The organism is Lacrimispora sp. (assembly GCF_046972725.1).
Lineage (GTDB): Bacteria > Bacillota > Clostridia > Lachnospirales > Lachnospiraceae > Lacrimispora.
On sequence record NZ_JBKVXF010000005.1, the window covers coordinates 142,878 to 156,678 of the forward strand.

Here is a 13,801-nt window from a genome sequence, read left to right on the forward strand (position 1 = left end):
ATTTTATAAATCTATAATCTAAAAAATGGATGGACCTAAGTCCATCCATAAAAGGTAAACAAATTACTTTAATAACTGAAGAACGCCCTGAGGTACCTGATTTGCCTGAGCAAGCATAGCCTGAGATGCCTGAACAAGAATGTTGTTCTTTGTATAGCCCATCATCTCTTTTGCCATATCAACGTCACGAATACGGCTCTCAGCTGCTGTCATGTTCTCGGTTGTTACACTTAAGTTATTAATGGTATGCTCTAAACGGTTTTGAAGAGCACCAAGGTCACCACGTGTATTGGATACTGTATTGATCGCATCCTTAATAACCTGCACTGCATCAGCTGCTGAACTCTGCGTAGCAACACTTATACCAGTTAGTCCTAATCCCTTTGTACTCATAGCAGAAATGTTAACATCAAGTTTATTATGAGCCTCTGATGATTCGCCGATTTGAAGAGTAAGAGCTTTTCCTTCTCCCTTTGCTGTTGCACCACTAGCAGTTCCAGCCGCAGCAACAGTATTATCAGTGAAAACGATCTTCTCACTTAATTTTACTTTAACATCACCCAGTGCTTCAAATTTAGCTTTATCGGTTCCTTTACGTGCAGCTTCAAGTGCTTTGTCAATATCAGCCTGAGTAATCTCTTCACCTTTTTTGGCATCTAAAGTAATTGTAATCTCATTATCGTTAGTACCGCCTATCGTTGCACTTGCACCTTTCGTACCAGTAGAAGCAGCTGTTGCAATAGTTACTTTTGTTCCCTCTTTCGCTCCAACAACTTCAAATGAAAATTCATTTGTCTTTAATGCAGCTGCTTTAGTGGCATCAATATTTTCAGTTACTCTTGCATTGCCATCTAAGTTTCCACTAAGCAAAGCAATACCATTAAAATTAGTTCCTGTAGAAATTCGGTCAATTTCTGTTGTCAAAGACTTCATTTCTTTCTGAAGGTTTTCTCTATCTACTGCATCCTGGTATGTACCATTCGCAGACTGCTGAGCCAGTTCAACCATACGGTTTAACATGGAGTGAACTTCTGTTAAAGCACCTTCTGCTGTCTGAACTAAAGAAATACCATCGTTAGCATTCTTTGTTGCAGTCTCAAGACCTGTGATCTGTGCTCTCATCTTCTCAGAAATAGCAAGACCTGCTGCATCATCACCTGCACGGTTGATTCTGTAACCGGAAGATAACTTCTCAAGGTTCTTGGATACGCTACCGTTATTGCTTGTTAAGTTTTTGTAAGAGTTTAATGCTGCGATATTGTGCTGAATTCTCATTTGTATTACCTCCTTGAATTATGACGGGGACTTCCTTTTCCCCCAATTTTTTTTATCTATTTCAAACCTGTCATTCGGGCCCTGAGCAACAGGCTGAAACCTTAACTTTATGCCATACCATTCTTTATAGAAAAGCAAAGAATCGGTATGGAGAATGTTTGCTCTTTCTACTTTGACTGATGATGCTATGTTCATGCAGATAACTGCTATCCCGTAATTATGTATACTGCAAAGTAGCTGAATTAACTTTCTAATTGCTATATCGTCATATCTAAACTTTTCATAAGACTTTTTTTCAAATTCATTAAAAATTTTTAGCAACCGATGAACGGTCCCCAGCGGCAACTTTATGATATTATTACAACTTTAAATTCAACAATTTATTATAACTATAAAAGGGAAGTGTGAAAGCTCACCACTTTATAGCGAAAGGGCACCGCCCCATGACGATAGACCCACGTCACGATGCAATGCCCTTTTTTTGTCCAATCTTCTTACTATCTCTCTGCTTTGGCCTCTGAATGACCATAAAAGGTAAGCAGGTACAACCCGCAAATTCCTACCAGGCCATACACGATTCTTGTAAGTCCTGTCATGTTGCCGAAAATAAATGACACCAGATCAAAATTAAAGAATCCAATGAGCCCCCAGTTTACTGCGCCGATAATGGCAATGGTAAGAGCTGTGTAATTCAATGCTTTATTTCCCATGGCACTACCTCCTTTTCTTTCTTATTATGGAGCTGTCCTATGGTTTTTATACATTATTTTCCCAAATTATCAATGCGGGATCTCAACTCATCTTCTCTGTCTTTGAACAACAGTCTTTCATTGTACTGGTAATACCTTTCACACTCATATTCTTCCAGGAATTTAACGCTGTAGTACCCGGTATTCAGCTCTGTAACGAATACTACCATTTCCTGTCCATCCATGAAGGCTGCTTCCATAAAATCAAAGGCATATTCCAGAGTCTTCCCGGCATCAGACAGGTATTTTTCGTATTTGGCAGTTTCTTCTGCAAAAAGTTCACGGATTTTGTCCCAGGAAGACTGATCGTCCTGATAATCTCCGTTTCGGAGAGCCTCCTCGTATTTAAAAAGGATACGTTCCACATCCCGGCTCAGATAATCCTCCCGCCGGTTAATAAGTCCTGCTTTCCTTTTATTATCCCAGGAGTCCTTCCACAGGGTTCGTAACTCTGACAGACGTTTCCTCATGGAATCCTCTTTTGCCCCATGGTATTCCATTTCATCAGCCATCAAAGCGTCCTCTTTCTCCCTGTCATTTTCCGGATTTATCTTCTTAAGTTCCTCCATAAGAAGCTCCGTCATATCCCCTTGGTCCGCAACCTTGCGGAAATGCTGCCCCAGTCTGGAAAGCAGAAGGCCGATCACATTTAATTTTTCATCAAACGGCGCCCGGTTCAGCTTATTACAAAGGCTTTCCCGGATGGTGCCGGATAATATTTCTTCGATCTGGTAATCATCCCGGTATTTGTAGTATAGCTCCAGATAATTGGTGAAATCCTTGGCAATTCTTGGAAACTGAATGTATTCACCCACCACATCCCGGTCGGCTTTCTTTTCCAGACGTTCGTATATCTGGATAAACCGGGATAGATCCTCCCAGCCTCTGGGAGTGGCAAAGAACTTGCCGTCTACTGTGGTTTCGATGCGGCAGAAATTTTCCGGTTTGGTATTCAGATACGAAATCACCGCAGGATGCAGATCATGTTCATAGGCATAGGCTTTCCATACTTCAAAATCAGGCTCTACGTGTATCAACTTGATACGGTCCAAAGTCACCACATCAAAATCCCGGACGGATTTGTTGTATTCCGGGGGATTTCCTGCGGTTACGATTACCCAGCCCTCAGGAATCTTATGATTTCCAAAGGTCTTATACTGCAAGAACTGAAGCATGGTAGGTGCCAGAGTCTCAGATACGCAGTTGATTTCATCAATAAACAGGATTCCTTCTTTCAGTCCTGTGCTCTCCATTTTCTGATAGACCGATGCAACGATCTCGCTCATGGTGTATTCCGTCACCCGATAGGTTTCATCTCCAAATTCCTTGTCCGTAATAAACGGAAGTCCTACGGCACTCTGCCGGGTATGATGGGTAATGGTGTAAGCCACCAGTCCTACCTTGCATTCCCTTGCCACCTGTTCCATGATCTGGGTCTTTCCCACTCCGGGAGGTCCCATAAGAAAGACGGGCCTCTGGCGCAGGGACGGAATTTCATAAGAGCCGTAGGCGTCTTTTAATAAATAGGCTTCAATGGTGTTCTTTATTTCTTCTTTTGCTCGTTTTATATTCATGGCAGCTTCTCCTGTTATGAAACATTTAAATCCTCTTCCGTCAGTATCACTTTCATGGCCCAGCCTGGGACTGAAATATCCTCATACTGGTCTTCCATAAAGACAAAGGCCGTATCATAGGGAGGCATGGTGACCGGATAGATTCCTTTTCCATCGGTAAAATACAGCAGTCCCCGGAGTTTTTTAAAGACCCCCTTGTTGATCATGCCGTTTACATATTCAAAGGCCGGACGGAAATCCGTTCCTCCAAACCCAGATAAGGTAAAATGCTCCATATAATCTTCCATTTCTTTTTTACTGGTTATGGTCACATCCGAGCGGATTTCCTCATCACACTGTACAATGTGGATATTGACCTTTCTAAAATAGCTTTCTGATTCTCCCAAAACGGCGTATGTCTCCTCCAGAAAACGCCTCACCAGATCCCCGGATACGGACATGGAGGTATCTATAACAATGACAAAGTCCTCAATTTTAAATACTTCCCTGGTCTCTAACGGCTCGATTAGGGGCATACGTTTATATAGAGTCATTCCATAGGTATAAAATATGGGATCAAAGGAATCCGGGTCGATTTCCGACTCTTCCCGCAGGACGGCAAACTTTTTTAAAAACCGCTTGTAATCATACCGTTCCCGGTTTTCTGCCTTTACCTGCTCCAGAAGATTTTTGCCGGACCGGGCATCCTCTTCTCCGAAGGACTCCATCTCCGTCTCCATTCTTTCCCGCATTTCCTGCCACTTGTTCTGCCGTTCGGTACGGACCTTAGGGTCTTCATCCTGACTCCAGAGTTCATGGCTGTCCACATAAAATTCTGCGGCCATTTTGCTGATCTGTTCGGGAGTTAAGTTCATTTCCATTAAATCCTTATAGATTCCTTCTGCGGTAAAAACTTTCCGCTTGGCTGCGATTTTCCCGTAGACTTCTCTCCGGTAGGCCGACTGATGGCGGTAAACCGGTTTCACATAAAAGCTGTCTAAGATGGATTCAATGGCAATGTCACAGGCAATGTCCCAGAGTACCTTTTCACGGTCTCCCATTCCGCTCAAATGACAGAACAGGCAGTGGAACAGCATATGCAGATACGCCCGGTTTACAAGAATCCGGCTGCTCTTATACATGGCAAACAAAAGCTCCGGCTGATAATAGATCACATAGCCGTCAGTCGCAAGCCTTTTGCCGGTTCTGTCTGCCTCGAATACGAAGCTGCTGAGAGCTACGTCAAGGTATCTGAAATTCAAATAAAGCTCATTGCGGGCATTCATCAAAATGCCATGTCCCACCTTCACCTCTTCCAGCTCCTGGAGCTGCCTTTCTTTTACCGGATCGACCATCCTTCACCCAACCTTTCCTGATCTCTCTGCTATAAGGAAAACTTCCTCTTCCCGGCTGGAAACCGGCGGCGCCTTAAGTCCATTAAGTTGCTTAAAAGCTCCGGTTTCTCTTCCGTCGAGGCCATTTCCACCATGGAATCAAATTGCTTCTGGTCCTGCCCGTATTCCCTGGCAAGCCAGAGAAACATGGCAGAATCTTCTTTTAATGTCAGCTTCGCTATGGTTTCTATATGTTCTTTTAAGTATGCTTCATATGCATTTTTATCATGCTCCAGCAAATGCATAGGCGTATAAAGACGGTTTACGACCAGCAATCCGACCGCCCGTTCCGTTTCCTGAACCAGAAGGTGAGGAAACAGGGCATCGTATTTATGAAACTGAAAATCTGTATGGTCAAAACAATACCGGTACATGTGCCCGCAGCCATGCATTTCCCTGATAATGATCCTTGCGGGAGTGTGTTCCACCGATTCCTCAAACATCTCCGGAAATAACAGCCTCGCATTGCCGGCAGAGCTGTAATAATTTACATAAAGCTCCTGCCTTAATTCCGACAAGATTTCCTTTAGACAGGAATCGGCTTCATCGGCCAAATGGAAATCCAGAAAACGAATTCCGGTGCATCCGGTAAACAGTCCGGAACCTAAATCATCAATGGAACTGTAACACTCCACGCGGCTCAGTGCAAAACAGTTATAAAATGCGTAATTCCCAATTTTACGAATGGTTTCCGGCAGAAAAATTTCCTTAAGCTCCCCACAGGTTATCGCCGGAGGCAGATCTTTTTCCTCCGGCTTTATGGGATTTCCCTCTTCATCGCAAAAGAGCACCTCCTGCTCCAGAGCAGAGAGCATCTTTTCCCTGCCCCAGCCCCCGGAAAAGGCGTAGGCGGACAGCTCGGTTACGGGCAAGGACTCAATCTTCTCCGGGACACGGACAGAACCGGTATAGCCCCGGTATCCGAGTATTTGTATGTGTTCCTTTATGACTTGATATAAAAACATTCTAAAATCCTTTCAACGAATCATTTAACAGTTCAATATAACAGAAACAGAAGATAATTGCAACAGATATTTCTGTTAAAAAAGATGGCATACCTATCCGCAAAATTGGCATGCCATCTGTTTGTTTCAACAAAAGAATCAAATCAAGGTTTCACTACTCCATTATTCCGTGTCTTCTTTCAGCGTTGCATTCATACTTCCCATCCGGTAACCATCCAAGTCCATGGTAACGTAGGAAAATCCCAGTTCATGAAAATATCCTGTAATCTCCTCTCTTACAGACACCAGACGCTCCAGCTGGGAAGGAAGCACTTCAATCCGTGCAATGGTTCCATGAATCCGTACCCTTACCTGGCTAAATCCCATATCAAGCAGGCGCTGCTCTGCCTTGTCCACCATGGAAAGCTTTTCCCTGGAAATGGTCTCTCCGTAGACAAACCGGCTGGAAAGGCAGGCAAAGGACTGCTTATCCCAGGTCTTTAAATCCATCTCCTTTGACAACGTCCTGATATCTTCCTTCGTCAGTTCAGCATACCGCAGAGGGCTTTTGATGTTTAATTCCGCTACCGCAATCAGCCCAGGGCGGTAATCCCCGTTATCGTCAAGATTGGAGCCTTCGGCAATCTCCTTGATTCCCTGCTCTTTCGCTATGACGGCGATCTTTTCAAACAGTTCATGTTTGCATAAATAGCACCGGTTTTTCGGATTGCTTTCAAAGCCTTCGATGTCCAGTTCCTCACTGTCCACAATAAAATGCCGGATTCCTTCCTCCTTGCAGAATGCAATGGCTTCCTTAAGCTCCCGCTCCGGGAAAGAACAGGAACGCGCTGTGACTGCAATCACCTTGTCCCCCAGCACCTCATGGGCAGTTTTTAAAAGGAAGGTGGAATCGACTCCTGAGGAAAAAGCCACCGCAAGACTTTCCATTTCCTTTATATAAGATGTTAGTTTTTCCTTTTTTTCCTGTAATGTCATAGACGCTCCTTATCAAACAGATCCTATAGATATTAATAGGAATTATACCAGTGAATCCTGCCCGGTGTCAATCTTTCGGAAAGGAGAAACCGGTTTCCCCCCGCCTTTTTTACTTTTCGTTTCCGCTGTAAGCCTCCAGATTTTCGCACATCTTAAGTAAGACCCGGCAGAATATCTCTACCTCTTCCTTTGGAATGTCCTCGCAGACGATGTCTTCAAACTGCTCAAACACCTTTTGTATTTCCCTGGCTTCCGCAAGGCCCTTTTCCGTCAGGCAGATTAAAAATGACCGCCTGCGGTCCGGATTGCTTTGCCGGGTGAGAAGTCCCAGGCCCTCCAGCTTGTCCAGATTTCTTGACATGGTGGCCACCTCCATGTGGCAGATATCGGCCAGTTCCTTTTGGGTGATATGATCTTTTTTCAGAAGATAATACAATATTCTGGCCTGTCCCTGGCCGGGTGTTAAGCCAAAATCAGAAAGCAGCGGAGAAAATATCTGTTTTCTGGCTTTTTCCCCGCGCACCATCAGTTCTCTTATATTTTGCTTTTTCATGGCTCCCTCTTTTCGTTATGTTCTATCCCCTATTCTAACTCAAACTGCCCCATATGGAGCTGATAATATTTTCCCCTCTGCTCAAGCAGCTCGTCATGGCTGCCCCGCTCAATGACCTCTCCCTGTTCAAGCACCAGAATGGCATCGGAATTCCTGACTGTCGAAAGGCGGTGTGCAATTACAAATACGGTGCGGTCCTTCATGAGCGCATCCATTCCTTTTTCGATCAGCTTCTCTGTACGTGTATCAATGGAGCTGGTCGCCTCATCCATAACAAGAACCGGCGGCTGGGATATGGCGGCTCTGGCAATGGCAATCAGCTGGCGCTGTCCCTGGGATAAATTGCTGCCGTCGCTCTCAAGCATGGTATCATATCCATTTGGCAGACGGCGGATAAAGGAATCTGCATTGGCAATCCTTGCAGCCTCCAGAATATCTTCCTTCGTTGCATTCAGTCTGCCGTACCGGATGTTATCGGCAATGGTGCCGGTAAATAAATGAGTGTCCTGAATGACAAGAGAGATGGATCTTCTTAAATCATCCTTTTTGATATTGCGGATATCGATTCCGTCATAGGTTATGGCCCCTCCATTTAACTCATAGAATCGGTTGATCAAATTGATGATCGTGGTCTTTCCTGCACCTGTGGATCCTACAAATGCAATTTTCTGTCCTGGTTTCGCATAAAGACTGATCCCGTTTAATATGGTTTTTTCTTTGTTATATCCAAATACGACATCGTGAAAACGGACATCGCCCTTTAGGGGAACCAACCGGTACCCTTCCTTCTCATCCGGAACCTTCCATGCAAAGGAACCGGTATAGGAATCTGCTTCCTCCAGGCTTCCGTCTTCTTTTTGGATTACCCGGCTTAAGGTAACGGTGCCTTCATCTGTCTCAGGCTCGATTTCCATCATATTAAAAATCTTCTCCGCACTGGCAAGTGCCACCATAAGAAAATTGATCTGGTTGGTAAACTGGTTCATAGGCATGGCGCTTTGTCTTACATACACCAGATACGAAGCCAGAGTTCCTAAATTAATCAGCCCCGACAGGACAAACAAACCGCCCACACAGGCCGATATGGCATAGTTGATATAAGAAAGAGAAACAATGGTCGGCACCGTAATTCCGGTATAAGTGGCAGCCATGGTAGAGGAAATTCTCAGTTTTTCATTCAACTCATTAAATTTCTCCAAATCCTTTTTTTCATGACGGAAGATCTTTTCCACCTTCTGCCCCTCCACCATTTCCTCCACGTAACCGTTGATATTTCCAAGATTTTTCTGCTGCTCTGCAAAATACCGGATACTCAGCTTTCCATTATGACGGATGTATACCAGCATTACAATAAGAAAAACAATAACAATAAGAGAAAGTCTGATATCTAAGACCATCAGCATAATAATGGTTCCCACCGAGGTAATAAAGCTTTGGATCAACAAAGTAAAGCTGTTGTTCAGCGCTTCGGAAATGGTGTCCACATCGTTTGTAAAATGGCTCATCATTTCCCCATGGGTGTGGGTATCAAAATAATTCAAGGGAAACTTTTGTGTCGACCGGAATAAATCCATACGGATCTCTCCCACGACCTGCTGGGATACATGGACCATCATCCGGCTGTAACAGAGGCAGGAGAATGCACCGGCTAAGTAAACCAGTCCCATGATACCGATCATGCGGATAAGTCCGGGAATATTTCCCGGAATGATGTAATCGTTGATTGCCGGCTTTAAGAGATAGGTTCCCAAAATCCCGGCCAATGCACTGATGCAGACAAATATTGCGATCAGCACAACGGATAGCTTATAATGTCCGATATACCCCAGGAGTTTCATCAGGGTTTTCTTTGCATTCTTTGGTTTTGCAATTCTTGCACCTTTCATAAGCCCTGGCTTCCTCCTTTCTGCTGAGAATAATAAATATCCTGATAGATCTCATTTTCTTCCAGTAACTGTTCATGACTGCCGATGGCATTGATCTTGCCGTCATCAAGGATAATGATCTGGTCAGCATGCATGATGGAAGTAACTCTCTGGCTGATAATGATCTTAGTGGTGTCGGGAAGTGTCTTTTCAAGCCCTTCCTTGATCTTAGCTTCAGTGGCTGTATCCAGCGCGCTGGTAGAGTCGTCTAAAATAAGTACCTTCGGTGCCTTTAGAATGGCTCTGGCAATGCAAAGCCTCTGCTTTTGTCCGCCGGATACATTGACCCCGCCCTGACCCAGTTCGGTATCATATCCATCCTTTAAGCGGTCGATGAATTCATCCACGCAGGCGATGCGGCAGGCCTCTTTTAGTTCTTCTTCTGTGGCATCCTCCTTGCCCCAGTATAGATTTTCCTTTACCGTGCCGGAAAAAAGAGTATTTTTCTGAAGCACCATGGCGATGGAATCTCTCAGATGATCCTGGGTATATTCATAGATGGGATGGCCATCAATATAAATATCGCCGGAAGTGGCTTCATAAAGCCTTGGAATCAACTGGACCAGTGTGCTTTTTGCTGCTCCGGTCTGGCCGATGATGCCAACGGTCTGACCCGGTTTGATTTCAAAAGAAATATCAGAAAGCACATATTCCTTTGCGGTCTCCTTGTATTTAAAATATACGTGTTCAAAACGGATGCCGCCCTTTGAAATGGTAATATCCCTGGCGCGGTCGTCATTGATCACCGGTACCTCTTCCAGGACATCGGAGATTCTTTTCCAGGATGTTAAGGACCGGGTAAATAAAAGAAAAACATTGGAAAACATCATCAGGGAATTGAGTACCTGAAGCACATAGCTTAAAAAGCTGGTCAGTGCCCCCACCTTCATATTTCCCACGATAACCATATTTCCTCCGAACCACAAAATACTGAGGATGGTTCCGTACATCACAAACTGCATGGCCGGCATATTAAGTGCTGCCAGGGAAAAGGACCGTTCCGAGGAATTTTGGAGATTTGCGTTGACCTCCTGGAATTTATCAATTTCGTAATCCCCGCGGACATAAGCCTTTACCACCCGGATGGCCACCAGATTTTCCTGAATAATGCGGTTTACCATGTCCATGGCTCCCTGCATCTTCGCATAAAGCGGTCTTACATTTTTAATAATGAAAAATAAGATAATGGCAAGCGCCGGCGCTGCAAGGTAGAACACCATGGCCAGCTTTGCATTTAAGTAAAAGGACACCACCATAGCGGTGATCATCATGACCGGGGAACGGAATCCCGGACGCATGCCGTTGGTAATGGAGTTTTGGATGGTCGTAATATCACTGGTAAGTCTTGTGACCAGAGACGGTGTGCTGAACCGGTCTGTGTTTGCAAAGGAATAGGTTTGCATTTTCTGAAATTCAGCCAGACGGATCTGTGCGGCGACCCCGCTTCCGCAGCGGGCGGTATAGCGGGCACAGGCGTGACCGAGGAACAGGGAAAGGACAGCAAAAAACACCATTTGAAATCCTTTTGCCAGGATGTAATGCTTATCTCCATTGGCAACACCCACATCGATGATATCCGCCATCATCATCGGTATGATAAGTTCAAATATGGTTTCCGCCTGGATGCAGATAACTGCCAGAATAAATTCTTTTTTGTACTTTTTTGCATAAAGCAGCAGGTTTTTCATATTCGGTTCTCCACATTCGTTATTTTGCAACAGTTGCATGTGCAACTGTTGCATCTACAACTATTATAGCTATGTTTATAAAATAGTCAATGGAAATTTGCATATAAAAAGCTGCAATCCGCCAAATGGGATTACAGCTCTTTTTGTTTCCTATAAAAACCTGCTTTTTACCGGGATCTTTTCCCTGATCTTTGAAAGACGTTCAAGGGCTTCGTAAAGTGTCTCATCTTTTTTTGCAAAATGGAAACGGATCAAGTGATTGACAGGCTCCTTAAAGAAGCTGGATCCGGGAACTGCCCCGACCCCCACTTCCTTTGCCAGCACCTCACAGAATTCTAAATCGCTTTCATAATGGAAGTCCTTTATATCCATCATCACATAATACGCACCCTCCGGCACCGTATGGGTCAGCCCGATATCATCAAGCCCTTTTAAGAATAAGTCCCGTTTCCTGGTGTACTTTAAGAGCAGCTCATCATAATAATCCTGCCCGAATCTAAGACCCGGAATGACCGCTTCCTGAAGGGGCGCAGCCGCTCCAACCGTAAGGAAATCATGGACCTTTCTTGCCACATCAACGATTTCAGGGGAAGCGATGATATAGCCAAGACGCCAGCCTGTGATGGAGTAGGTCTTTGAAAGAGAACTGCAGGAAATGGTCCGCTCCCACATTCCCGGAAGGGAGGAAATATAAGTGTGCTTGTGAGGTGCATATACGATGTGTTCATACACTTCATCAGCAATTACGTACACATCATATTTTTTAGCCAGATCCGCAATAAAGGTCAGTTCCTCCAGAGTAAAGACCTTGCCGCATGGATTGGATGGATTGCATAGAATCAGTGCCTTGGGATTCTGTGCAAACGCAGCTTCCAGTTCCCCGGGATCGAACTGGAACAGGGGGGGATGAAGAGGTACATAAATCGGCTCTGCTCCGGAAAGAATGGTATCTGCCCCGTAGTTTTCATAAAACGGGGAGAACACGATTACCTTATCCCCCGGGTTTGCCACCGTCATCATGGCTGCCATCATGGCCTCTGTGCTTCCGCAGGTCACCACGATCTCGCGGTTGGGGTCAATGTCATGCCCCATGGGGCCGGACTGCTTAGCTGCCAGTGCCTCTCTGAAATTCTGGGCTCCCCAGGTAATGGAATACTGGTGGAAATCCTCGTATGCAACCTCTTTCAAACGGTCAAGGATCTCCTTTGGCGGATCAAAATCAGGAAATCCCTGAGATAAATTTACCGCACCGTACTGGTTGGAAATCCGTGTCATGCGGCGGATCACCGAATCCGTAAAGCCCGCCGTCCGGTCAGACAGTTTCTGCATCTTCTTTGCCTCCTGTTATATATGATTTGCCGTTATTTAAAATGCCCTGGGGATCAAGTGCCTTTTTGATCCGGTTCATCACCATTAAGTTCTCCTTTGGTGTCTCATGAAGGAAATAAGGGCGCTTACTGATTCCGATTCCATGCTCCCCGGATGTAAGGCCGCCTAATTCATAAGCCTTTGCATAGATCTTTTTCATATTTTCCTTCAATTCCCTGTGCCAGGTCTCCTCATCTCTGTTCCCCCTTACCACACAGAGATGAACATTGCCGTCTCCTGCGTGGCCGAAGCTTACCATCTGCATGTTGGAATCCTGCTCCAGCTGATTGATATAGTCAATAAAAGAATCGCTCTGGTTGATCGGCACTACAATATCTACCGGCTCCTGTTCGGATACGGCTTCCACCGCCTTTACAAGGGCCCCTCTTACCTTCCAGATGCCATCGGATAATTTCTTATCATCTAACAATAAAAAATCCATGGCTCCGTGTTCCATCACCAGCTCCCGTACCCGGGCCGCAGACGTTTCCACTTCTTCTTTTCTTCCGTCAAAGGTGAGAAGAATGTAGGAGCCTGCATCCGGCCTTGGATATTTGATTCCCATAAATTCTTCTCCGAGGCTGACCACCTTTCTCTCCACAAATTCTACTGCCGTGGGATTTACATTGGCCTGTAAGATAGTGAGTACATTTCTTATTCCTACGGTTAAGCTTTCAAAGGGAATTAAAACACTTAAGGACACCTCCGGCTTTGGGATCAGCTTTAAAATGCATTTTGTGATAACGGCAAGGGTCCCCTCCGAACCTACAATTAAGTTCTTAAGGGACAGGCCGCTTGCATCCTTTACATTCTTGCTTCCTGCCTGCAGGACCGTACCGTCTGCCAGGACGAGTTCCAGTCCTCTGACATAATCTCTGGTCACACCGTATTTGACTGCCCTCATACCTCCGGCATTGGTACTGATGTTTCCGCCTAATGTGGATTCCTTTTCTCCCGGATCAGGAGGATAGAAAAAACCTTCCCCTTCCACAAATGCCTGAAAATCCTTTAAAAGCACTCCCGGTTCCACCGTAGCGGTAAATGTCTCCCGGTCCAGCTCCAAAATCCGGTTCATCCAGGACAAATCAAGGATGATTCCGCCTTCCTCCGGTACGGTAGAACCCACCAGATTGGTTCCTGCTCCCCTTGGAGTAACAGGAATCCGGTTTTCATGGGCGTACTTGAGCAGCCGGCTGACCTCGATTTGGGAGACAGGGAAAACCAGCACGTCCGCCCTGCCTTTTAACCGACCCAGGTTGTCACTTAAAAACCGGGGTTCTATATCTTCAAACACGATGCGGGAATCATCATTGATGATATCCCGCAGAGCCTCTTTATTAAGGTACATTACTGCCT

11 protein-coding genes are annotated in these 13,801 nt (G+C 45.2%); all 11 read right to left on the reverse strand.

Features of this window, described 5'->3' with window-relative positions; genetic code table 11:
- Positions 1-63 precede the first annotated feature (63 nt).
- On the reverse strand, positions 64-1,275 hold the full coding sequence (locus tag ACLTWA_RS16310) for a flagellin (RefSeq protein WP_412328954.1): 1,212 nt from the start codon (positions 1,273-1,275) through the stop codon (positions 64-66).
- A gap of 497 nt (positions 1,276-1,772) precedes the next feature.
- A complete protein-coding gene (locus ACLTWA_RS16315; RefSeq protein ID WP_412328955.1) occupies positions 1,773-1,985 on the reverse strand; it encodes a DUF378 domain-containing protein in 213 nt (70 codons plus the stop codon).
- A gap of 53 nt (positions 1,986-2,038) precedes the next feature.
- Positions 2,039-3,598: an ATP-binding protein gene (locus tag ACLTWA_RS16320; RefSeq protein ID WP_412328956.1), complete on the reverse strand. Its 1,560-nt coding sequence runs from the start codon at positions 3,596-3,598 to the stop codon at positions 2,039-2,041.
- Between the two features lie 14 nt (positions 3,599-3,612).
- Positions 3,613-4,932, reverse strand: coding sequence for a VWA-like domain-containing protein (locus ACLTWA_RS16325; protein WP_412328957.1), 1,320 nt, complete (start codon positions 4,930-4,932; stop codon positions 3,613-3,615).
- Between the two features lie 29 nt (positions 4,933-4,961).
- Complete coding sequence (locus tag ACLTWA_RS16330) at positions 4,962-5,936, reverse strand: leucine-rich repeat protein (RefSeq protein WP_412328958.1); 975 nt, start codon at positions 5,934-5,936, stop codon at positions 4,962-4,964.
- A 162-nt stretch (positions 5,937-6,098) separates the two neighbouring features.
- Complete coding sequence (larE, locus tag ACLTWA_RS16335; RefSeq protein ID WP_412328959.1) at positions 6,099-6,911, reverse strand: ATP-dependent sacrificial sulfur transferase LarE; 813 nt, start codon at positions 6,909-6,911, stop codon at positions 6,099-6,101.
- 109 nt (positions 6,912-7,020) lie between these two features.
- Positions 7,021-7,464 (reverse strand): MarR family winged helix-turn-helix transcriptional regulator, encoded by a 444-nt coding sequence (locus ACLTWA_RS16340; RefSeq protein WP_412328960.1) that lies wholly within the window; start codon positions 7,462-7,464, stop codon positions 7,021-7,023.
- A 29-nt stretch (positions 7,465-7,493) separates the two neighbouring features.
- On the reverse strand, positions 7,494-9,350 hold the full coding sequence (locus tag ACLTWA_RS16345) for an ABC transporter ATP-binding protein (protein ID WP_412328961.1): 1,857 nt from the start codon (positions 9,348-9,350) through the stop codon (positions 7,494-7,496).
- Positions 9,347-11,077, reverse strand: coding sequence for an ABC transporter ATP-binding protein (locus tag ACLTWA_RS16350; protein ID WP_412328962.1), 1,731 nt, complete (start codon positions 11,075-11,077; stop codon positions 9,347-9,349). The genes ACLTWA_RS16345 and ACLTWA_RS16350 overlap by 4 nt, the downstream gene beginning before the upstream one ends.
- 150 nt (positions 11,078-11,227) lie before the next feature.
- Positions 11,228-12,406 (reverse strand): pyridoxal phosphate-dependent aminotransferase, encoded by a 1,179-nt coding sequence (locus ACLTWA_RS16355; RefSeq protein WP_412328963.1) that lies wholly within the window; start codon positions 12,404-12,406, stop codon positions 11,228-11,230.
- Positions 12,390-13,793 (reverse strand): FAD-binding oxidoreductase, encoded by a 1,404-nt coding sequence (locus tag ACLTWA_RS16360; RefSeq protein ID WP_412328964.1) that lies wholly within the window; start codon positions 13,791-13,793, stop codon positions 12,390-12,392. The genes ACLTWA_RS16355 and ACLTWA_RS16360 overlap by 17 nt, the downstream gene beginning before the upstream one ends.
- Positions 13,794-13,801 lie beyond the last annotated feature (8 nt).